The organism is Streptomyces sp. NPDC127084 (assembly GCF_042724175.1).
Taxonomy (GTDB): Bacteria; Actinomycetota; Actinomycetes; order Streptomycetales; family Streptomycetaceae; genus Streptomyces.
This window is the reverse complement of sequence record NZ_JBHXFA010000011.1, coordinates 22,360-44,832: the sequence shown is the minus strand read 5'-3', so window position 1 is coordinate 44,832 and position 22,473 is coordinate 22,360. Positions and strand designations below refer to the sequence as shown.

17 protein-coding genes are annotated in these 22,473 nt (G+C 70.5%); 10 read left to right on the top strand and 7 right to left on the bottom strand.

The window, feature by feature from the left end; genetic code table 11:
• Positions 1-1,551 (top strand): glucose-6-phosphate dehydrogenase, encoded by a 1,551-nt coding sequence (gene zwf / locus ACFWI9_RS04745; RefSeq protein ID WP_387159056.1) that lies wholly within the window; start codon positions 1-3, stop codon positions 1,549-1,551.
• 63 nt (positions 1,552-1,614) lie between these two features.
• On the opposite strand, the gene ACFWI9_RS04740 is transcribed toward zwf, so the two are convergent.
• Positions 1,615-3,279 (bottom strand): serine/threonine-protein kinase, encoded by a 1,665-nt coding sequence (locus tag ACFWI9_RS04740; protein ID WP_387159055.1) that lies wholly within the window; start codon positions 3,277-3,279, stop codon positions 1,615-1,617.
• Positions 3,280-3,557: 278 nt separating this feature from the next.
• Here ACFWI9_RS04740 and ACFWI9_RS04735 point away from each other — a divergent pair, with 278 nt between their 5' ends.
• A complete protein-coding gene (locus tag ACFWI9_RS04735; RefSeq protein ID WP_387159054.1) occupies positions 3,558-4,301 on the top strand; it encodes an HAD family hydrolase in 744 nt (247 codons plus the stop codon).
• The gene (locus tag ACFWI9_RS04730; RefSeq protein WP_387159052.1) at positions 4,298-6,700 is read left to right on the top strand and encodes a glycoside hydrolase family 65 protein; all 2,403 of its coding nucleotides are present in this window, start codon (positions 4,298-4,300) and stop codon (positions 6,698-6,700) included. Before ACFWI9_RS04735 ends, ACFWI9_RS04730 begins: the two co-directional genes overlap by 4 nt.
• Positions 6,701-7,124: 424 nt before the next feature.
• Here ACFWI9_RS04730 and treY read toward each other — a convergent pair whose 3' ends face one another.
• Both treY and glgX read right to left on the bottom strand, forming a co-directional pair.
• Entirely contained in the window at positions 7,125-9,467 is a 2,343-nt protein-coding gene (gene treY / locus ACFWI9_RS04725) for a malto-oligosyltrehalose synthase (protein WP_387159051.1), read from the bottom strand.
• A gap of 238 nt (positions 9,468-9,705) precedes the next feature.
• Positions 9,706-11,826: a glycogen debranching protein GlgX gene (glgX, locus tag ACFWI9_RS04720; protein WP_387159050.1), complete on the bottom strand. Its 2,121-nt coding sequence runs from the start codon at positions 11,824-11,826 to the stop codon at positions 9,706-9,708.
• 435 nt (positions 11,827-12,261) lie between these two features.
• Here glgX and ACFWI9_RS04715 point away from each other — a divergent pair, with 435 nt between their 5' ends.
• On the top strand, positions 12,262-13,506 hold the full coding sequence (locus ACFWI9_RS04715; RefSeq protein ID WP_387159049.1) for an SAV2148 family HEPN domain-containing protein: 1,245 nt from the start codon (positions 12,262-12,264) through the stop codon (positions 13,504-13,506).
• 54 nt (positions 13,507-13,560) lie between these two features.
• Positions 13,561-14,298, top strand: coding sequence for a 3'-5' exonuclease (locus ACFWI9_RS04710; protein ID WP_387159048.1), 738 nt, complete (start codon positions 13,561-13,563; stop codon positions 14,296-14,298).
• Here ACFWI9_RS04710 and ACFWI9_RS04705 read toward each other — a convergent pair.
• Positions 14,295-14,627, bottom strand: coding sequence for a hypothetical protein (locus tag ACFWI9_RS04705; RefSeq protein ID WP_387159047.1), 333 nt, complete (start codon positions 14,625-14,627; stop codon positions 14,295-14,297). The two genes, ACFWI9_RS04710 and ACFWI9_RS04705, sit on opposite strands and share 4 nt — an antisense overlap.
• A gap of 91 nt (positions 14,628-14,718) precedes the next feature.
• Entirely contained in the window at positions 14,719-15,570 is an 852-nt protein-coding gene (locus tag ACFWI9_RS04700) for a phosphotransferase enzyme family protein (RefSeq protein ID WP_387159046.1), read from the bottom strand.
• 147 nt (positions 15,571-15,717) lie between these two features.
• On the opposite strand from ACFWI9_RS04700, the gene ACFWI9_RS04695 reads away from it, so the two are divergent.
• From ACFWI9_RS04695 to ACFWI9_RS04685, 3 genes are all read left to right on the top strand, one after another.
• Positions 15,718-17,280 (top strand): beta-propeller fold lactonase family protein, encoded by a 1,563-nt coding sequence (locus ACFWI9_RS04695; protein ID WP_387159045.1) that lies wholly within the window; start codon positions 15,718-15,720, stop codon positions 17,278-17,280.
• Between the two features lie 860 nt (positions 17,281-18,140).
• On the top strand, positions 18,141-19,370 hold the full coding sequence (locus ACFWI9_RS04690) for a S8 family peptidase (RefSeq protein ID WP_387159044.1): 1,230 nt from the start codon (positions 18,141-18,143) through the stop codon (positions 19,368-19,370).
• An 81-nt stretch (positions 19,371-19,451) separates the two neighbouring features.
• Complete coding sequence (locus ACFWI9_RS04685) at positions 19,452-20,018, top strand: DUF1697 domain-containing protein (RefSeq protein ID WP_387159043.1); 567 nt, start codon at positions 19,452-19,454, stop codon at positions 20,016-20,018.
• On the opposite strand, the gene ACFWI9_RS04680 is transcribed toward ACFWI9_RS04685, so the two are convergent.
• Positions 20,015-20,206, bottom strand: coding sequence for a DUF4236 domain-containing protein (locus ACFWI9_RS04680; RefSeq protein ID WP_387159042.1), 192 nt, complete (start codon positions 20,204-20,206; stop codon positions 20,015-20,017). The genes ACFWI9_RS04685 and ACFWI9_RS04680 overlap by 4 nt on opposite strands.
• Positions 20,207-20,385: 179 nt before the next feature.
• On the opposite strand from ACFWI9_RS04680, the gene ACFWI9_RS04675 reads away from it, so the two are divergent.
• Together ACFWI9_RS04675 and ACFWI9_RS04670 are read left to right on the top strand one after the other, a co-directional pair.
• Entirely contained in the window at positions 20,386-20,910 is a 525-nt protein-coding gene (locus tag ACFWI9_RS04675; RefSeq protein WP_387159041.1) for a hypothetical protein, read from the top strand.
• Positions 20,911-20,978: 68 nt separating this feature from the next.
• A complete protein-coding gene (locus ACFWI9_RS04670; protein WP_387159040.1) occupies positions 20,979-21,596 on the top strand; it encodes a DsbA family protein in 618 nt (205 codons plus the stop codon).
• Between the two features lie 85 nt (positions 21,597-21,681).
• Here ACFWI9_RS04670 and ACFWI9_RS04665 read toward each other — a convergent pair whose 3' ends face one another.
• Entirely contained in the window at positions 21,682-22,470 is a 789-nt protein-coding gene (locus ACFWI9_RS04665) for a sirohydrochlorin chelatase (protein WP_387159039.1), read from the bottom strand.
• Positions 22,471-22,473 lie beyond the last annotated feature (3 nt).

Sequence of the window (22,473 nt, the reverse complement as noted above, 5' to 3'; positions counted from 1 at the left end):
ATGTCCGGTCCGGCACACACACAGGAAGCGAACGAGGCCGGAAGCCAGTCGGCCGGCCTGACGGCGAACGAGGAGGCGAGCGGAACGGCCCACCAGTCCGCGGCACGGTCGGCGAACGGCGTCCCGGTCCCTGACGACCACGTCATCGTGCTGTTCGGTGCGACCGGCGACCTCGCCAAGCGCAAACTGCTGCCCGGTCTGTTCCACCTCGCAAAGGCAGGGCTGATGCCCGCCCGCTACCGTATCGTCGGCTCCGCCCCGGCCCAGGCGGCGCTCAGCGACGCGGAGTTCCGCAAGCACGCCCGCGAGGCGGTCGCCGAGTTCGGCAGCTCCAAGCCCGAGGGCGAGGACTGGCAGCGGTTCGAGGACGCCCTGAGCTTCGGTGCGGAGGACCCCGACGACCCCGGCCCGCTGCTCGCGGCCGTCAGGGTCGCCGAGCAGGCCATCGGGGGCTCCCCGCGGCGCCTGTTCCATCTCGCCGTGCCACCGAAGGCCTTCCCGTCCGTCATCGAGGTGCTGGGCAAGACCGGTCTCGCCGAGAACGGACGGGTCATCGTGGAGAAGCCGTTCGGCACGGACCTGGCGTCGGCCCAGGCCCTGAACGCCACCATCCATGCCGTCTTCGACGAGTCCCGGGTGTTCCGGATCGACCACTTCCTCGGCAAGGAGTCGGTCGACAACATCCTCGCGCTGCGGTTCGCCAACGGCTTCCTGGAGCCGGTCTGGAACCGCGACCACATCAGCCATGTGCAGATCGACGTGCCCGAGAAGCTCAGCATCGAGGGCCGCGCGCAGTTCTTCGAAGGCACCGGCACGTTCCGGGACATGATCGTCACCCATCTCTTCCAGTTGCTCGGCTTCGTGGCGATGGAACCCCCCACCAGTCTCACCGCCAAGTCGCTGCGCGACGAGAAGACCAAGGTCTTCGAGACCATGCGGCCACTGGACCCGGAGCATGTCGTCCGCGGCCAGTACGAGGGATACCGCGGCGAGCCCGGGGTGGACCCGCGATCCGACACCGAGACGTTCGTGGCCCTGCGCGTGGAGCTCGACAACTGGAGGTGGGCCGGCGTGCCGTTCTACCTGCGCTCGGGCAAGTCGCTCGCCGAGGGCCGGCATGTCGTCACCCTGGGGTTCCGGGAACCGGCGCTGCGGATGTTCCCGTTCTCCGCCCGCCATTCCGCGGGTGAGCGCCGCAACAACGAGCTGGTGATCGACTTCGCCGACCCCGGCCGGGTCGCCATCCGCTTCCTGGTGAAGGAGCCCGGGCCCGCGATGCGCCTGGACGAGGCGGAGATGGTGTTCGACTACGCCGGTTCCTTCGACGCGATGTACGCCCTCGAAGGCTATGAGCGCCTCATCCTGGACGCGATGCTCGGCGACCAGTCGCTGTTCACCCGTGCCGACGGGATCGAGCGCCTGTGGGCGGCGTCCGCCCCGCTCCTGGAGCACCCGCGCCCTGTGGAGACGTATCTCCCGGGCTCCTGGGGACCCGAGAGCATCAACCGGCTGATCGCCCCTTACCACTGGAGCCTGCCGGATCATCAGTGACTGGCGATCGGCGCCGGTCACCGCGCGCCGATCCGCCGGGGTGGCCGCCCGGCCGCCCCGCGGCTATCCCTGCTCTGTCCGAGTGGGGGAGAAGGTCTCCCGAGCCGCCTCGAAGTACTTCCGGATGTCGGGGACCGCGCTTTCGGGACCGGCGACCCAGAAGTCGTAGGTCCGCCCGTTCTTGGTGTACCGCAGATCGATCGAGCGACGGCGGCTGTCCGAGGCAGCGTCGTACCAGGTGAACTCCCACAGAGCGGCGGATGCGCCGTTGTGTTCCAGCCGCTCCAGGCTGATTCGCCGGTACTGCGGATAGTCGCCGACCGGGGACCGGCCGGTGCCGTCGTTGTCCTGTGCCGAGAGCTCGGCGTATGGGTCCCCCGCTCCGTCCGGCGGATTCAGATGGACGCCGAGCCCGTAGGCCTTGTCCGCCGAGTAGTAGAAGACGCGGCGCTTGTTCGCGTACGGTCCGGTCCAGTCCTCGCCGATCTCCACGGTGAACCCGGCCGGATCGCTGATCGCGCGGAACCCGGGGCGGGCGGCGGCCGCCGGTGACTCCGGCGATGCGGCCTGGCTGCCGCGGGGGGTCGGGGACTGCCGGGCCAGCAGGGGAGGGATGGCGTAGACGCCTGCTGCGGCAAGGGCGATGGCCGTCGCGCCGATGAGGGTACGGATGATCCAGCGTCGGCGGGAGGCACGACCGGGTGTCCCTGTCGGGTCGGTGGCCTCGGGCGGGACCGGGGCGGTCTCCGCGGGCCGGCCGGGTCTGTGCCGGTCGCCCTGAGGTTCGGTGGGCGGGTGCTGCTCGGAGGCCGAACCGGTGCCGCTCCCGGATCGCTGCCGGTCGCCGGAGCCGCGAGCCGCTGTCGCGGTCCGGATCGGCTCCGTTGTGACGCGGAGTGTGAGTGGCTCGTGCGGCCGCTGAGTGTCCGCCTCGCGTTCGGCGGCGACCAGCAGGGACCGGGCCGTCGACGCCGTGATCCGCTGCGCCGGGTCCTTGGTGAGCAGGCCGTCGATGACCTCGCCGAGGCGACCGGCGTGCCGGGGCGGCTCGTACGTGCCGTCGAGCACGGCCTGGAGTGTGGCGAACTCGCTGTTGCGGCGGAACGGAGAGCGTCCCTCGACCATTTCGTAGAGGGTGGCTCCCAGGGACCACAGATCACACGCCGGCACGGCCCTCAGCCCCTGGACGCGTTCAGGCGAAAGGTAGTCGAGTGTGCCGATCATCGAGCCGGGCACGGTCAGGGTGTCCGCACCGGTCACTGCGGCGATACCGAAGTCGGTCAGCACCGTACGCCCGTCAGGCCGGGCCAGCAGAAGGTTCGACGGTTTCACGTCGCGGTGCACCACACCGCTCGCGTGGGCCGCGATCAGGCCTTCCAGTGCCTCGCGGGCGATGCGGGCGGCATCGCCGACCGCCATACGACCGATCGTCAGTTCCTCGGCGAGGGAACGTCCGGTCACGAGTTCCATGATGATCCACGGCCGGTCGTCGTCCATGACGACATCGTGGATCCCGACCACGTTCCGGTGCTGGACCAGTGCCGCGGCCCTGGCCTCCCGCAATGCCCGCTCCGCCCGCCGACGCCACTCCTCGGGGTCGAGATCGACGCGCGCCCGGATCTCCTTGACGGCGACCGCGCGCTCCAGCTTCACGTCCCGGGCGGCCCACACCGCCCCCATGGCACCGCGTCCGATCAGCTCGTTCAGCTGATAGCGGCCAGCGGCCAAGCCCCGAACTTCCGGTCCGGCCATTCCCCGTCCCCACGCCTGCCGTGCTCCGTGGCCACGCCAGGACAGTCACCTGCGTCAGGCCTTCGACAATCCGAGATTCTGCCTCAACGGACCGACCCGGTGTGCCCCCGGGTCGCGTCGCACAAGGTCCCGCCCCGTGGCGGTACCCGTCGAACCCCCGGCTTCCGTGAGGGAGTCCCACCGTCCGGCAAGCGCCGCACCGGCCGCCGCGAGCCTCGGAGCACCTTTCCGGTCGCGGCACTAGCCTCGGATGCATGCTCGGTCTTCCGGATCACGTTCGCACCTGCCTGTTCGACCTCGACGGAGTGCTCACCCGTACCGCGAAGGTGCACGCCGCCGCGTGGAAGGAGATGTTCGACGCCTATCTGCGTACCCGCGCCGAGCGGGAGGGTGTCCCCTTGGAGCCGTTCGACGCCGTCCGCGACTACGACCAGTACGTGGACGGACTGCCCCGTGAGGACGGGGTCCGCACCTTCCTCGCCTCGCGCGGGATCGAACTGCCCGAAGGCACGCCGGACGACGGCCCCGGCGAGGAGACCGTGAACGGTCTGGGCACCCGCAAGAACGAGATGGTGCTGCGCCGTATCCGCGAACAGGGCGTCGAGGCCTACGGGGGCTCGGTGGCCTACGTACGCGCCGTCCGGGACGCCGGTCTGCACCGCGCGGTGGTCTCGTCCAGCGCCAACTGCCGCGATGTGCTGATCGCCGCCGGTATCGAGGACCTCTTCGAGGAGCGTATCGACGGGATCACCGTCCGGGAGCGGCACCTGCGCGGCAAACCCGCCCCCGACACCTACCTGACCGCGGCCCGCGCCCTCGGCGTCGAGCCGGCGGCGGCGGCCGTCTTCGAGGACGCCCTGGCCGGTGTGGAGGCCGGCCGGGCCGGGGGCTTCGGTTTTGTCGTGGGGGTGGACCGGACCGGCCAGGCCGAGGAACTGCGGCGGCACGGCGCGCACATCGTCGTGGACGACCTCTCCGAACTGCTGGAGTCGCGATGATCACCCACTACGCCTTCGCCGTCGAACCGTGGTGCCTGCGCGAGACCGAGCTGAACCTCGACGTACTCGCCCAGAGCGAGTCGGTGTTCGCCCTGTCCAACGGCCATATCGGCTGGCGCGGCAATCTGGACGAGGGGGAGCCGCACGGGCTGCCCGGCTCGTATCTCAACGGTGTGCACGAGCTGCATCCGCTGCCCTACGCGGAGGCCGGATACGGCTATCCGGAGTCCGGCCAGACGCTGATCAACGTCACCGACGGGAAGATCATCCGGCTGCTGGTGGACGACCACCCCTGCGACCTGCGGTACGGCGAACTCAACGCTCATGAACGGGTCCTGGACTTCCGATCCGGAGTGCTGAGCCGCACCGCCGAGTGGACCACGCCCGCCGGGCGTTCCGTACGCATCACCTCGCAGCGGCTGGTGTCCTTCACCCAGCGGGCCATCGCCGCGGTCGCCTACGAGGTGGAGGTGCTCAACGGCGAGTCCACCGTGGCCGTTCAGTCGGAGCTCATCGCCAACGAGGCGATCCCGCACGACACCGGCGACCCGAGGGTCGCCGCCGCGATCGACTCCCCGCTGGAGGCCGAGGAGGACTTCGCCCGCGACACCCGGCTGCGGCTGGTGCACCGGACCAGGAGCAGCGGCCAGCGAGTGGCCGTCGGCGCCGACCACATCATCGAGGGCCCCGAGGGAACGAGCTGGTCCGCTGACAGCGAACCGGACGTCAGCAGGCTCACGGTCACCGCCACGCTGACCCCCGGTAGCCGGCTGCGGCTGGTGAAGTTCGTGGGCTACGGCTGGTCGGCGGAGCGCTCGCTGACCGCGCTGCACGACCAGGTGCACGCGGCAGTGGCCGCTGCCCGCAGCACCGGCTGGGACGGGTTGCTCGCCGAACAGCGCGCCTATCTGGACCACTTCTGGTCCTGCGCGGATGTCGAGGTGGACGGTGACGCGCAGATCCAGCAGGCGGTGCGCTTCGCCCTCTTCCACGTGCTCCAGGCCGCCGCGCGCGGGGAGCGGCGGCCCATCCCCGCCAAGGGCCTCACCGGCACCGGATACGACGGGCACTCGTTCTGGGACGTGGAGTCCTTCGTGTTGCCGATGCTGACCTACACGGCGCCCCAGTCCGTCGCTCCCGTACTGGAGTGGCGCCACACCACCCTCCCCGCCGCCCGGGACCGGGCCCATCAGCTCGGCTTCCAGGGCGCCGCGTTCCCCTGGAGGACCATCACCGGTGCGGAGTGCTCCGCCTACTGGCCCGCGGGCACGGCCGCGTTCCATGTCAACGCCGATATCGCCTATGCCGTGGCCCGCTATGCGAACGCCACCGGCGACGAGGCGTTCGAGCGCGGGCCCGGCCTGGAACTGCTGGTGCACACCGCCCGGCTGTGGCGGTCGCTTGGCCACCATGACGCGGAAGGCGTGTTCCATATCGACGGGGTCACCGGCCCTGACGAGTACAGTGCCATCGCCCGCGACAACCTGTACACGAACCTGATGGCGCGGCGGAATCTCCGGGTCGCGGCCGAGACGGCGACACGCCACCCCGACCGGGCCGAGGAACTGGGCGTGGACGAGGAGGAGACGGCCGCCTGGCGGGACGCCGCCGCCCGGATGGCCGTGCCGTACAACGAGACGCTCGGGGTGCACGAGCAGTCGGCCGGGTACACCGGCTTCCAGCGCTGGGACTTCGAGTCGATGAGCCCCGAGCAGTATCCGCTGATGCTGCACTTCCCCTACTTCGACCTCTACCGCAAGCAGGTGGTCAAACAGGCGGACCTGGTGTTCGCCATGGCGACCTGCGGTGAGGACTTCACGCCGGAGCAGAAGGCGCGCAACTTCGCCTACTACGAGGCGCTGACCGTCCGGGACTCCTCGCTCTCGGCCTGTTGCCAGGCCGTGATGGCGGCGGAGACCGGCCATCTGAGGCTGGCCTACGACTACCTGGGCGAGGCCGCCCTGATGGACTTGGAGAACTTGGAGCACAACACGCGCGACGGACTGCACATCGCATCCCTCGCGGGGACCTGGATGGCCCTGGTGATCGGCTTCGGCGGGCTGCGCCACCACCACTCATCGGGGGAGGGCAAGCCGGGGTGCCTCGGGTTCGCGCCGAGGCTGCCGGAGGCGCTGACCGGTGTGAAGTTCACCGTACTCATCCGTGGCCGCGCCCTGCGGGTGGACATCCGGCACTCCGGGGCGCACTACACGCTGACGGAGGGAGAGCCGCTCACGCTGCTGCACCACGGTGAGCTGTTCACCGTGAAGGCCGGAGAGCCGATGCGGCTTCCGCTGCCACATGTGCCGACCCAGCCGGAGCCGCAGCAGCCCAAGGGGCGCCGCCCGGCCGACCGGATGGGTGGGATGGAGCCCGTAGGCGGGGAGGCGGGCGGCTAGGGCCTTTCGTTTGGAGCAGGCCGGATCGGGGAGCGGGGTCAGGTGCATAGGACCTCCCCCGGCCCCTCGGGGCCGAGGCGTGATGCCTGGCGCCTGCCCCCGGCCTGGGGTGCCGCCCGGCCCGGCGGTCCGCCCTGGCCCGGTCCGGGTGCCCCGGCGCCTGTCCCCGGTCCGGTCCCACAGCGTCCCGGTCCCACAGCGTCCCGGTCCCGTGCGGTTCCGTTGCGCGGGGCGCCGGGGTGTCGCGATGTACCGCCACCTCCCCGCGGTGGGCTGGTGTGTCCGGCCTCAGACTTCCCGAGACTTCGTCCGGGGGACCCGCATGCCGGACTGGATGGTCGGGGTTGCCCCGGTCCGTCGCCGGACCGGACCGGGCCTCTCCCGTTCACCCGCCCGTGCCACGCTCCGGGCGCCTGCCATGCGCTCAGTTCCCGGTGACCCGTTCCAGAAGGGCCACCGGCCGATCGGCGAACAGTTCCTCCAGGGATACGCCACCACCGTCCACGCCTCCGGTGAACTTCCGCCCGGGGCGCAGCAGATCGGACCAACGGCCGGCCGGAATCGCCAGCGACGTACCGCACCAGCCACCCGCCTCCTCCAGGCGCAGTGAGAGCCGGGTGACCGCCGTCACCACTTCGCCCGCGCGGCTGAACGCCAGACAGTGATCCGCCGCCGGTCCGGTGGCCGGCAGGGCCGTGTAGCCGCCCGGTGTGCCGAACACCTCGGGCCGCCGGCGCCGCAGCCCCAGTGCCGCACGCGTCAGCTCAGCCTTCTCGTCCGCCGGCCGCTCCCGGAAGGGCTCCCGGTTGTCCGGGTCGACCAGGGCCAGATACCGGTGCTCGGTGCCCTGGTACAGCTCGGGCACTCCCGGCATGGTGAGCTGCACCAGCGCGCCGCCCAGGGCGTTCGCCCGTACGTGCTCGTCGAGTCCGCGGGTGAACTCCGCCAGGGTGTACAGCGGCGGTCCGGCGGGCCCCGCCGCCACGAACTCCTCCACCGCGCGCTCGTAGCCCGGATCGGGCTCGGTCCAGCTGGTGTGCAGCCCCGCCTCCCGTACGGACTTCAGCAGCGCAGGACCGATCCGGTCCTCGCGCGGGATGCCGAGGCCGAACGCCGTCTGCCAGCCCGTCCACGCCAGCTGGCGATCCGGCGCGGCCACCGCTGACAGCTCGGTCAGCAGCCGCTGCCAGCGCTCCGGGCACTGGGACAGCACAGCGATCCTGGCCCGGACATCCGCGCTGCGCTTGGTGTCGTGGGTGGACAGCACCGTGCCCGTGGCGGGCCAGTCCCTGGCGATCCGGGCACAGTAGGCATGGAAGTCCTCGGGACTCACCGCGGGGCGCTCCGGATCCCCGCCCACCTCGTTGGCGGACAGCAGCGGTGCGTACCGGTAGAAGGCGGTGTCCTCGACGGACTTGGCGCGCAGCGCCGACGAGGTCTGGGCGAAGCGCGCCCGGAACGCCGACTGCGCGGGACCGTCCCCGGTCCGTCCGAGGCCCAGTGCCAAGTCCCGGACCACATCCACCGCGTCCGCCTCCTCAGGGACGGCGAAGACCGCCTTGGCGCGCGCCGCCAGGTCTGCCGTGAGCACCTCCTCGCCGCCCGTGCGGTAGGTCCGGTAGACCGGCATCCGCACCAGCAGTTCCCGGATCGCCGTACGCAGCGCCCAGGGCGCGTGGTCGCGCAGGCCGGGGTCCGTCGCGCACACCCCTTCCGCCAGCCGGGCGAGGGTCTCGGTCTCCGCCACCAGCTCCTGGGTCAGCACCTTGTACGCGGCGCGGCGCGCCGTGGCGCCCCAGTAGCCGCCCCGGTCGCCCGCCGGGGCAGCGAAGTCCCGGTAGGCGCCCAGCAGTTCCCCGACCCCGTCCTCGTCGGTGAACACCCCGTCGATCCGGTACAGCGCGTCGTAGCCGGTCGTCCCGGCGACCGGCCAGGACGTCGGAAGCCGCTCGGCGCCGGTGAGGATCTTCTCCACCACGGTCCAGCAGCCGCCGCTCGCCTCGTCCAGGCGGCGCAGATACCCCTCGGGGTCGGCGAGCCCGTCGGGGTGGTCGATCCGCAGTCCGTCCACCACCCCGTCCCGTACAAGTTCGAGGATCTTGGCGTGGGTGGCCGTGAACACCTCGGGGTCCTCCACGCGTACCCCGATCAGCTCGGAAATGGTGAAGAACCGCCGGTAGTTGAGCTCGGTACGGGCCAGCCGCCACCAGCCAAGCCGGTACCACTGCGCGTCCAGCAGCTCCGGCAGCGGCAGCCCCTCGGTGCCCTCGCGCAGCGGGAAGCGGTGCTCGTCCCCGTAGCGCAGCTCGCGCCCCTCGACCCGCAGCGCGTCCGGTGCGGCCAGTTCGTCACCGAGCCGCCCTGCCAGCACCGGCAGCAGCACCTTGCCGCCGCCCGCGTCCCAGTCGATGTCGAACCAGCGTGCGTACGGCGATTCCGGCCCTTCGCGCAGGGTCTCCCACAGGGGTCTGTTGTGCCGCGGCGCCGCTGCCATGTGGTTGGGCACGATGTCGAGCACCAGACCCAAGCCGTGCTCGCTCGCGGTGGCGGCCAGCGCCCGCAGTCCCTGCTCGCCGCCGAGCTCCTCCCGTACCCGGGAGTGGTCCACGACGTCATAGCCGTGCCCCGAGCCAGGCACCGCCTCCAGTACCGGAGACAGATGCAGATGGGAGACCCCGAGGCCGGCGAGATACGGCACTGCTTCCTCGGCGGCCCCGAAGGGGAAGGCGGGCTGTAGCTGGAGCCGGTAGGTGGCGGTGGGCGTCATGCGAACGTACGTACCCGCATCGGCGCCGTCTGTGTCATCTCGCAGGTCGCGGGGGTGCCCGGAACCGGACACGTTCACCTGATGCGACCAAGAGAACCGTCCGTATGTGTTTGGGGTCTCTCGTTTGGATCTTGCCGGGCTCGAGTGCCCTGGCACCGTTCCCCCTGTCTCCGCCGGGGGGAGAGACCCCATGCACCAGACCCCGCGCACTGATCCGGCCTGATGCAAACGAAAGACCCTACGCCGGGCGGCGCAGCACCACCAGGCTCCGCCCGACCATCGGCACCCGCTCACCGGCCGCCACCTTGGGTCCCTGCCCAGGTGGCACCCCGTCCGGCCGCGCCGTGTCCACCAGCACCTGCCACTGCCGGCCGTGGTTGACGGGCACCGCGAAGTCCAGATCGTCGCCGCTCGCGTTGAACATCAGCAGGAACGAGTCGTCCGAGATGCGCTCACCACGCGGCCCCGGCTCGGAGATCGCATGCCCGTTCAGGAACACCGTCAGCGCCCTGGCGTGGGCCGCCTGCCAGTCCCGCTGGGTCATCTCCACCCCCTCGGGGGTGAACCAGGCGATGTCGGAGAGCTCGTCATGGGTGCCTTCCACGGGCCGCCCGTGGAAGAAGCGCCTGCGGCGGAACACCTGGTGGTCGCGGCGCAGCCACACCATCGCCCTGGTGAAGGCCAGCAGCGAGCCCGGCTCCTCCTCGGTCGATGAGGGCCACCGCACCCAGGACAGCTCGGAGTCCTGGCAGTAGGCGTTGTTGTTGCCGCGCTGGCTGCGGCCGAACTCGTCGCCGTGGCTGAGCATGGGCACGCCCTGGGACAGCATCAGGGTGGCGATGAAGTTGCGCATCTGGCGGCCCCGCAGCTCCAGCACCCCGGGGTCGTCGGTGTCGCCCTCCGCGCCGCAGTTCCACGAGCGGTTGTGGCTCTCGCCGTCCCGGTTGCCCTCGCCGTTGGCCCCGTTGTGCTTCTCGTTGTACGAGACCAGGTCCCGCAGGGTGAACCCGTCGTGGCAGGTGACGAAGTTGACGGAGGCCAGCGGGCGCCGCCCGTCTCCCTGGTAGAGATCGGACGAGCCGGTGAGCCGGGAGGCGAACTCGGCCAGCGTACGCGGCTGTCCACGCCACAGGTCCCGCACGGTGTCCCGGTACATGCCGTTCCACTCGGTCCACAGTGGCGGGAAGTTGCCCACCTGGTAGCCGCCCTCGCCGACGTCCCACGGTTCGGCGATCAGCTTCACCTGGCTGACCACCGGATCCTGCTGGACCAGGTCGAAGAACGACGACAGCCGGTCCACCTCGTGGAACTGCCGGGCGAGGGTGGCGGCGAGATCGAAGCGGAAGCCGTCCACATGCATCTCGGTGACCCAGTAGCGCAGCGAGTCCATGATCAGCTGGAGTACGTGGGGGGAGCGCATCAGCAGGGAGTTTCCGGTGCCGGTGGTGTCCGTGTAGTAGCGCTTGTCCTCGGACAGCCGGTAGTAGGAGGCGTTGTCCAGGCCGCGGAACGACAGCGTGGGCCCCAGGTGGTTGCCCTCGGCGGTGTGGTTGTAGACCACGTCCAGGATCACTTCGATGCCCGCCTGGTGCAGGGCCCTGACCGCCGACTTGAACTCCAGCACCTGCTGCCCGCGGTCGCCCCAGGAGGCATAGCTGTTGTGCGGGGCGAAGAATCCGATGGTGTTGTAACCCCAGTAGTTGCTCAGACCGGAGTCCGCCAGCCGGTTGTCGTTCACGAACTGGTGCACCGGCATCAACTCGAGTGCCGTCACCCCCAGTTCGGTGAGATGCGAGATCACCGCCGGGTGGGCCAGCCCGGCGTAGGTGCCGCGCAGCTCGGGTGGCAGCGCCGGGTGCAGCATCGTCAGGCCCTTCACATGGGCCTCGTAGATGACCGTGCGGTGGTAGTCCGTACGCGGCGGGCGGTCGTCGCCCCAGTCGAAGTACGGATTGACGACGACGGAGGCCATCGTGTGCGGGGCGGAGTCGAGATCGTTGCGCGAGTCCGGGCGGCCGAAGTGGTAGCCGTACACCGCCTCGCCCCAGTCGATCCGTCCGCTCATCGCACGCGCGTAGGGATCGAGGAGCAGCTTGGCGGAGTTGCACCGCTGCCCCCGCTCCGGTTCGTACGGTCCGTGCACCCGGAAGCCGTAGCGCTGACCGGGCATCACACCCGGCAGATACGCGTGGCGCACGAACGCGTCTGTCTCACGGAGCTCCACCGCCGTCTCCGAGCCGTCGTCGTGCAGCAGACACAGCTCGATACGGTGCGCGGCCTCCGAATAGACCGCGAAGTTGGTGCCGGCGCCGTCGTAGGTGGCACCGAGGGGATACGCCTGTCCCGGCCAGACCTGCATAGATAAGACTCTTCCACTTCTGATCCGGGTGCGGGGGACCACTTCGGCCAGATCCTCCCCGAAACTGGGGCGAGCTCCTAGGACTTACCACCGTCCTACCGGGTGACCCGGTCAAAGAGCGGGTAAACGCCGGGAGGCGCGCGTGGAAGTGCCGAGCCCCCCGAACCGGTGACCCCGTCAACGCCGTACCGTCGTGTAGCCCGTGCCGGGGGAGCTCCGGTACGACGGTCTGCCCGGCGTGCGCCAAGCCTGCGGCAGGGGCGCGCGTGGGGGCGTATCGCTATGAACCCTCCCGTTCCGGGCCATCTCGCAACCTGGAACGGTGCGCTTGTCTCCGGGAGTTGGGAAAAGAGCCATGGGATCCGGATGCACCTCGTCCCACGGGCGGAGTACCCTTCCTTGATCGTTGGAGGGGACCGGGAAGGCGGTGCGCGGGTGAGCTCGGGAGGGCTGGAGCTACCCCCCGGTGACGCAGGTCATGAGGGGGACTCGGCCGATGTCCCGCCCGGCGCGGTATCGCTGGCCAGGCCGGTCGAGATGACATCTCACATCGGACCCGAACTGGACTGGAGCACGGAGGCCTGGAGCGAGGTGCGCACCCGTGCCCAGCGGGCGGGGCGCGCCTACATCTGGCTGAATCTGGTCGAACAGCGGTTGCGCGCGGTCGTGGCCGCCGTGCTGATGCCCGTCTACGAGCCGGTGCACGGCGACGACTGGGTGGTGGCCGCGGCGGGCCCGGCGGGGCAGGAGTGGGTGCAGCGTGCCGTCGCCGTACGGGAGGTCTCGCGCCGCAAGGGCTACCTGCTCGACCCGGCCGACGACAATGTGCTCAGCTTCCTCACCCTCCCGCAGCTACGGGAGCTGATGGTCCAGCACTGGCCCTGCTTCGAGCCCTACTTCGACGAACGGCGCGAGGTGGAGCTGGCGCTGGACGAGCTCGAGGTGACGCGGAACGTCGTCTCCCGCAACCGGGCCCTGAACGAGGCCGTCCTGGCCCAGGCCGAACGTGCCTCGGCCCGTCTCCTCGAGATCCTCGGCAGCGGAGCGGGGGTACCGTCCGCCGACCGGCTGCCGGTCGACGCGGTCGAGGACCTGGTGGGCGACCGCTACGCGGACGTGGTCTCCGTACACCCCGACCGGGTGCGGCTCCAGCGGCAGCTTCCCGCCGAGGACCTCTTCGGGGGCGCCCGGCGGCTCGACGCCGTCGGGATAGGCCTCAATCTGCTGGTGCAGAACTTCTCGGGGCGGCGACTGGTCAGGCTGGCTGAGGCGGGCGCCCGGGTGCGGCTGCTCTTCCTCAACCCCGCCAGCAGCGCGATCAAGCGGCGCGAGCGGGAACTGGGCATCAGAAAGGGCGAGCTGGGCCGTGCGGTCGAGATGAACATCCTGCACATGCGACGGGTCAGGTCGAGACTCCGCGACCCCGGGGCCTTCGAGATCCACGTGTTCGACGAGACGCCCCGATTCACGGCCTATCTGGTCGACGGTGACGGCCCCGACGGGCTGGCGGTCGTGCAGTCGTATCTGCGCCGGGCCCGGGGCATGGAAGCCCCGGTGCTGGTGCTGCGCGGCGGCAGGCCGTCCGTGGTGAGGTCGGGGCAGGAGGGCGAGCACGGCCTGTTCCAGACCTACCGGGAGGAATTCGAGTCGGTGTGGAGCGACTCCCGACCGGTGTCCTGACTGTCAGTGCCACGTGCGAGAGTTCCGTACGTACCGCAGACGAGGGGGCACCGCATGGCGTGGCACCATGAGCCGCTGGTCGGCTTCGACCTGGAAACGACGGGCACCGACCCGCTGGACGCACGCATCGTCACGGCGGCGGTCGTCTCCGTGGAGGACGGCCGACCGGTCCGGCGACGCATCTGGCTCGCTGATCCGGGGATTCGAATCCCGGCGCAGGCGTCGGCCATCCACGGCATCAGCAGCGAGCGTGCGGCGGCCGAGGGGCGTCCGGCGAGCGAGGTGGCGGAGCAGATCGCCGCGACGCTGACGGACTACTGGAAGGCGGGAGTCCCGATCGTCGCGTACAACGCGGCGTTCGACCTGACCCTGCTCTCCGCCGAGCTGGTCCGGCACGGTCTGCCGTCGCTCGCCGAGCGGCTGGCGCGGGGTCAGGAGGGCTCCGGGATCGGCCCGGTCATCGACCCGTACACGATCGACCGCGCCGTCGACCGCTACCGCCGGGGCAAGCGCACCCTTGAGGCGGTCTGCGCCGAGTACGGGGTGGTGCTGGAGGAGGCCCATGAAGCCTCGGCGGACGCGCTGGCGGCGGTCAGGGTGGCATGCGCGATAGCGGAGCGGCATGCCTCGGTGGCGGCGGTCGCACCGGCAGAGCTGCACTCCCGTCAGATCCGCTGGTACGCCGACTGGGCGGCGGACTTCCAGGGCTTCCTGCGGCGCAAGGGCACCCCTGACGCCGTGGTGGACGGCTCCTGGCCGGTAAGGGCGCTGGCCGGGGTCGGGCCCGCTTAGGTCCTGTCCGGGCGGTCTTCTTCGAGTCCGTCGCTCCGCCGGTGCTGCTCCCCTGCGTTCGGCGGGGCCGGGACGACGCCGTCGGGGATCGCGCAGATGGGCCATGACGCCGGACAGGCAGGTGCATCACCGGCCTGTCCGGCGGTGCGAACGAAGGTAAGCGGGCTGCAGTTGACGTCGGCGGCGAGATGGATCTTCGGTCCCCTCGGATCCCGCCCGGCGAGCTCGATCAAGGCCAAGCCCAGCAGCACGAGCCCGAACAGGTCGACGAGGGCGAACGTCACAGGGCGTCCCTGTGCCGAGCGGATCTTGCGGACTTCGAAGTCCATCGCGTTCCCGAAGGTCGGGTGTTGCGACGATCGTGAGCACTCAAGGCGCTGGGGAGGGGGCCTCTCGCATGCTCAGCGCCGCCGCGACCGCCTACAGGGGATGCCAGCGGACCTCGGGGTCGCCCCGGCGCAGCGAGTCCACCCGGCGCCGGAATTCGACCAGGGCTCTGGGGTCGGACGGGGCGTGCTGGGCGACCCAGGCGCAGCTGGCCGTCTCCCGGGCGCCCCGCAGCACGGCGCAGCCGGGCCAGTCGCGTACGTCCCAGCCGTAGGCCGCGGTGAACGCGTCGTAGGCCGCGGGCGCGAGCCCGTAGCGGTCGCGGGCGAGGGCCAGCACGACGAGATCGTGTTCCCGGAGGTCGGCGGAGAAGGTCTCCAGATCGGTCAGCACAGGCCCGGCGGGGCCGACATGTACATTGCGGGGGAGCGCGTCGCCGTGGATGGGGCCGGGTGGCAGATGCGGCATCAGCTCGCGTGCCGCGGCGGCGAAGCCGTCCCGGCGCTCCCGCAGGAAGTCCGCGTCAGCCTGGTCGATCGCCGTGCCCGCCAGCTTCAGCCAGCGCTCCACCCCGCCGAGCAGCTCGCGGGGAGGCAGCGAGAACGGCGCCGAAGGTAGCGCGTGCACCAGCCGTAGCAGCCGCGCGAGATCACGTGGCTCGGCGGGCCGCACCGCCGGGGGCAGCCGGAGCCACAGGGTCACCGGGTGCCCCTGCACCAGCAGGGCCTTCGTCTCCGCGGCCCGAACGGCGGGCACGCCTGCCTGCTCCAGCCACTCCGCCACGGCCAGCTCGTGCTCGGCGCGATCGAGCAGCTCGGCGCTCCGCCCGACCTTCACCACCACGTCCCCGGACTCGAACACCGCGTTCTCGCCGAGGGCCAGCAGCTCCGCCTGCCCCGGCAGTCCCGCCGCGGCGAGCACTGTCCGTGCACGTGTCTCGTCCATGGCCCGGATTCTCGCATTGCGCACTTGGGATGGACGGTGCGCGTGTTGACATAGGTGTGAATACAGGGAAATGCCAGGATCAATGTGACCAAGGATATCCGATGATGCCGAGGCGGCGACAGTGGCTCCGGCTGTGTGGGAGGCCTCATGACGACGCGTCATGACGAGATGTGTCCGGCGACGGACGGCGACATCGCGCCACTGGCGCCGCCCGGGAGCGAGATCCGTCGGCGTGGGTGGGGTGCGCTGCTACGGGCACTGGTGGCCGGGCTCGCACTGGTGGCCGGTCTTGCGCTGCCCGTGATGGTCACGCATCCCGCGCAGGCCGTGCCAGCCGGTACGTACGCCTACGTCGCAAACGATGTCGACGGCACCGTGTCGGTGATCGACACCGCCACGAACACGACGGTGGCCACGATCGCCGTCGGCGCCGGTCCGCAGGGCGTGGCGATGACACCCGACGGCACCCGCGTCTATGTCACCAACCGCGACGCGGACACGGTGTCGGTGATCGACACGTCCACCGATGCCGTGGTGGCCACCGTGTCCGTCGGCAACCGGCCTCGCGGGGTGGTGGTGACCCCGGACGGTACCCGCGTCTATGTCGCCAATGGCGACGATGACAACGTGTCGGTGATCGACACGTCCACCAACACCGTGGTGACCACCGTCCCCGTCGGCAACAGCCCCTTCGGGGTAGCGGTGTCGCCGGACGGTACCCGGGTGTACGTCACCGACAGCCAGGACGACACCGTGTCCGTGATCGATACGGCGACGAACACGGTGGTGGCCACCGTGCCCGTCGGCAACGATCCGGAAAGCGCGGTGGTGACACCGGACGGCTCCCGGGTCTATGTCGCCAACCTCGGCGACGGCACCGTGTCCGTGATCGATACGGCGACGAACACGGTGGTGGCCACCGTCCCGGTCGGGAGCGTTCCACAGGCGATCGCGGTGTCGCCGGACGGCTCCCGGGTCTATGTCGCCGACAACGGCGACGACACCGTGTCCGTGATCGATACGGAGACGAACACAGTGGTGGCGACCATCCCTGTCGGTTCGGCTCCGCAGGGCATCGCCGTGTCGCCGGACGGCTCCCGCGTTTACGTCGCCAACGGCAACTCCACCACGGTCTCGGTGATCGACACCGCCACGAACACGGTCGTGGACACGGTCACCGTCGGCGCCTCCCCGTACGGGATCGCCGTCGGCGCGGTGCCGGCCCCGACGGCTCCCGCGTGGGAGCTGCTGAAGGTCATCGGGGGCGGATCGTTCGCGGCGGGTGGTCAGGGCAAGTACACGCTGACGGCGACCAACAGCGGCGATGGAGCCACCGACGGGAGCACGGTCACACTGGCGGATACGCTGCCGACCGGGTTGACGGCCGTCAGCCTCTCGGGGACCGGGTGGACCTGCACCCTCGTCCCGCTCGGCTGCACCCGGGACGACGTCCTGGACGCCGGTGCGAGCTACCCGCCGCTGACCCTCACGGTCGCCATCGCCGCGAACGCTCCGACGCGGGTCACCAACACGGCCACCATCACGGGCGGCGGCGCCGGTGCGACCAGCACCGCAACCATGACCACCACGATCAAGCGGAACGACCCCAAGCCCACCCCCAAGCCGAAGCCGCCGCACCACGGACGCCCGGACCACGGACGCCCGGACCACGGACGCCCCGGCCACGGCCACCGTCCCGGTCCTCGGTAGCCCCTGGCGCGGCCGCCTCGACCCGCATCACCCCCGGGCCCGTCGGCACGGGGGTGATCCTTTGCGTCGGCAGGGGGAGTCCTACCGTCCGTGCTGCAGCGCACCGCAGGCGGCGGCACGGACGCGCAGAAGACGACCTCGCGGAAAGGGACGCCGTTGGAGTACCAGGCGGCGACCGGCGTCTGAAGCCGAATCGACTCGTAGCTCGGCAGGTTCATGTCCGAGGAGCTCGCTTGTCGGGAGAGGACCTGTCAGGGCACGGCTCGGTTCCTTCCCGTTGGTCCCTGAAAGCAGCCGGCCACCATCTCGCGGCGCGCGAGGGCAGGACCTTGCCGGGGCTGAATGACGCCGGGGACAACGAAGCAGCCATTGCGATGCACCAGTGCTGTGGCTATGGGTTGTCTTCCATCTGCCTGAGCAAGAGCGTGCAGCGGTAGGGTCCGGGCCGGTCCGCCGGAGTCATGAAAATCGTTTCAGAATCACCACACTTGGCGAATTGAAGCGGCCGCCGCACCCGCCTGCGTGAAATCGACGGAGCTCGTATACCCGCTGTGCGCGTGCCGACACCCCCTTGTTTCCAGGAGGGTTGTCTGACCTGTCGCCCTGTCCCACCAGCCAGGACATCGCCCAGTCATCCACCGAGACCCAATCGCCGTAACAAGTAAAGAATTTGAGAGGGTTCGCGTCCCACATGAGGGGGCATGGTGGATATCTCATTACGAAGGCTTGTTGAGTAAGTCACAGGCGCATGAACCCCTTGAACTGAGCGCGTCAATCGGTCAGTGTTTCGAGGCGACCTCCGGAGAACTTCCGGCCGGAGGCCAATCCCCCCACAAAAGATGACGAGGAGTTCCCTCTTCATGGCAACTCACAAGCGCGCGAGCAGGATCAAGCTGACCGCGGCCATCAGTGCCGTGGCCGCCGCCGCAGGAGTCACCGTATTCGGCGCGTCGTTCGCCGGAGCCGCCCCCGCACCCGCGGAGGGCAAGATCTATGGCGCGAACGCCGAAGGCGCCGTCGCCGGAAGCTATGTCGTCCTGTTGAAGGAGGGCGGCCAGAAGAGCGCGATGAGCGCCAAGGCCGACAAGCAGGACCTCGCCGAGGAGTACGGCGGCAAGCTGGAGCGCAACTACTCCTCGGCCGTCAACGGCTTCTCGGCCAGCGGGCTTTCGGAGACCGAGGCCAAGCGCCTCGCCGCCGACCCCGCCGTGGACAAGGTCGTCCAGAACAAGAAGTTCTCCATCAACGCCACCCAGGAGAACCCGCCGTCCTGGGGCCTGGACCGGATCGACCAGGCGGACACGGCCGGCGACAGCAAGTACACCTACCCCGACGGCGGCGGCGAGGGTGTCACGGCTTATGTCATCGACACCGGCGTCCGCACCACGCACAAGGACTTCGAGGGCCGAGCAAGCAGTGGCTTCGACGCCATCGACAACGACGACAACGCCGACGACGGCAACGGTCACGGCACCCACGTGGCGGGCACCATAGCCGGGGCGTCGCACGGTGTGGCCAAGAAGGCGAAGATCGTCGCCGTGCGGGTGCTCGATGACAACGGCTCCGGCACCACCGAGCAGGTCGTCGCGGGTATCGACTGGGTGACCAAGAACCACCAGGGCCCCTCCGTAGCCAACATGAGCCTCGGTGGCGGTGCCGACCCCGCTCTGGACGAGGCTGTCCAGAAGGCCATCGCCGCGGGTGTCACCTTCGCGGTCGCCGCGGGCAACGAGTCCAGCGACGCGGGCCAGGGCTCCCCGTCGCGGGTGAAGGAGGCCATCACGGTCGCCTCATCGACCAAGGACGACCAGCAGTCCGACTTCTCCAACTTCGGCTCGGTCGTGGACGTCTACGCTCCGGGCTCGGACATCACCTCCTCCTGGAACGACAGCGACGAGGGCACCAAGACCATCTCCGGTACGTCGATGGCGACCCCGCACGTCGTCGGCGCCGCCGCGGTCTACCTCGCCGGACACCAGGACGCCACTCCCGAGCAGGTCGCCAAGGCCCTGACGGACGGCGCCACGCCTGACAAGATCAGCAACCCGAGCGAGGGCACGCCCAACAAGCTCCTGAAGGTCATCGAGTAGTCGCCCGACCTCGCCAGGCTGTCAACGGACGGCCGCCGTGCCCTCCCCCACGGGGCATGGCGGCCGTCCTATGGTGTGCCGATGGCGAACACGTATGCGTATGCACTGCTGCTGCGCGGAATCAACGTCGGCGGACACCGCAAGGTCCCCATGGCCGACCTCCGCGCACTCCTGACCGAGCTGGGCCACGGCGGCGTCCGCAGCTACCTCCAGAGCGGAAACGCCGTCTTCACCAGCCCGGAACGGGACGAGCGGCAGCTCGCCACCGCCATCGAGCGGGCCATCGAAGGGCACTTCGGCTTCACCGTCGACTGCCTGGTCCGCGGGGCGCCGTATCTGCGCGCGATCGTGGACGACTGCCCCTTCCCGGCCGCCGAACTCGAAGGCAGGCAGCTCCATGTCACCTACTTCTCCGAGCGGGTGGACCCGGAGCGGCTCGCCGGCATGGACACGGCCGCCCATCTGCCGGAGCAGTTCCGGCTCGGTGACCGCGCGCTCTATCTCTACGCCCCCGACGGTCTCGGCCGCTCCAAGCTCGCCGAACAACTCGCCAGGCCCAGCCTGTTCAAGGGGATTGTCGCGACCAGCCGCAACTGGAACACGGTCCTCAAACTGGCGGAGATGACCGCGGCCTCGGACACGGTCTAGCGCCGACGGGAGCTCCGGTGCCAGCTGAACCCGCCAGGCAGCCGCACGGACGCGCTGTGGTGGCCGCCGCTGTGCCGGGTGACATGAGCCCGGCGGGTACCAAAACTCAGCGACCATCCGCGGTCGCTCAGATTCAGGTGCAGCAGCCTCGGGATGATGGTGATCCGCTTGTGGTAATAGATCGACATATCGGCCTCCTTGCCGTCACTGTGCGCGAGAAACCCGGCGCCGCTGTCACCGGATCGCCACGGCCTTGTCACCGCAGGGCAGACATGTCCTGTTCCCCGGGCCCGGTCCCGGCCGCCCCTTGCTTCTCCTCCGGATGGGCCAGCGGGGATTGTCAGAGGCTCGCCCTATCGTCGGTCCCATGTACGACGACGGCGACGGCCCACCGCGGCCGGGTGACGAGCACGCGGTGCGGGCACGGGCGGCCGAGGTGCGGGTCGCCTTCGAGGGGCTGCTCCAGATCCGGCGCCTCACCAACACCGCGGCCGCCGAGCCGGAGGCCACCCCGGCGCCCTGGGAGCACGGTCGGATGGTGCGGTCCGTGGCGCTCGCCCTCGAAGCCGCCGGGATACAGCCGTCCGCGGTCGACGCGTCCGGCCGCCGGGTGGCGACCGGATACCGGGTACGGACCGCCGCCGGCGACGAGCACCGGGACCCCGGAGTCGTCGCGGTCGACTGGCTGGGACCGCCAGGGGGCGGCGCCGCGTCCGGTGAACCCGCGGCCCTTGAGGAGTGCGCGCGGATCCTGGACCGGCTCGGTTGGGACGCCCTGATGTACCGGGGACGGGGTGGCCGCCGCTTCGTCGAGGTGCGCGCGCCGCATGCCGGGTATGTCCGCGAAACGGGCCGCGAACGGCCGTCCGGTGGCCCGGGAAACGGTGGCTGAATGGCCCGGGGATACGGCGGCCGAATGGCCCGTGGTCCTGGGTCACTCCAGGCTCTAGGGTCATCTGCATGACCACTGACCACACCGCTCAGGTCGACTTCTACTTCGACCCCGCCTGCCCCTTCGCCTGGATCACCTCCCGATGGATCCTGGAGGTCGAGCAGCAGCGCGACATCAGTGTCCGTTTCCGCCCCATGAGTCTCTACTTCCACAACATGGGCAATGAGCTCCCCGAGGGCTATCGCGCACTCGTCGACCGGACCATCGGTCCGGTCCGGGTCCTGGTCGCCGCCGCCGAGCAGCACGGCGAGCAGGTGCTGGGCGATCTCTACACGGCTCTCGGCACCCGGATCCACCAGCAGGAGTACGAGGACTTCGACGCGGTGATCGCCGCGGCCCTGGAGGAGACCGGGCTGCCGGCCGAGTTGGCCGCGGCCGCGCACGACGAGTCGTATGACGACGCGGTGCGCAGCAGCCATGAGGCCGGTCTGGACCCGGTGTCCGGCGAGTACATCGGCACACCGACCATCCATGTGGACGGAGTCGTCTGGTTCGGCCCGGTGCTGAACTCCATCCCGCGCGGCGAGGAGGCGGGCAAGCTCTTCGACAGCTTCCGGGTGCTCGCCAACCACCCTGACTTCTTCGAGCTGAAGCGCACCCGGACCGGCAAGCTGAGCACCGCCTGACCGTGTCCGAGCACCCTGCTTTCCTGCGCGGGCTGGTCGCCCGCACCAGCTGATCACCACCCGGCGAACCGCGCGGGCGGGGGCGTCAGGCCCCCGACGCCCGCGCCGGTACCCGGGCCCGCAGCGGGAGCCGCAGCAGCCGGGCCGCCGCCCGGGACTCGTCGTAGCGCTGGAGCAGCAGCCGGGCCAGCTCGGGTGAGGCGCCCAGGACGTCCGCGAGGGCGTCAGCGCCCGCACACCCGGCGCCGTCGGCGATCCGGTCCGGAAGCCGGCCGGGGGCGATCACATACGGGGCGACCGCGACCCGGCGCACCCCGTCGGCGCGCAGCGCGCGCACCGCGTCCTCGGTACGCGGTAGAGCGGCGGAGGCGAACGCAGGCCGCACGGCGCACCAACCGGTGTGCCGCAGCTCCCGCGCCATTTCAGCGATCACTGCGATCGCCTCCGGGTCGGATGAGCCCGCCGAGGCCAGTACGACCCCGGTCGAGCGCTTGTCGGCCGGGCTCAGACCGGCCTCGTACAGCCGCCGCTCCACCGCGTCGAGCAGCAGCGGTGACGGGCCGAGCACCTCGGCCTGGACGATCCGCAGCCGCGGATGCCGGGCTCTGGCCTCGTCGAGCACCGACGGGATGTCGGTCTTGGCATGGAAGGCGCGGGTCAGTAGCAGCGGCAGGGCCACCACGTCCCGCACCCCGTCGTTCGCCATCCGCTCCAGCACCTGCGGGACGGCCGGGGCGTTGAAGTCCAGGAACGCGGTGGACACCCGCAACCCGGGCCGCAGCGCCCGTACCCGGCGCACCAGGGCGTGCACGGTCGCGGCGTGCCGCGGATCGCGGCTGCCGTGGGCGATGACCAGCAGTACGGGGTCGTGCATGGG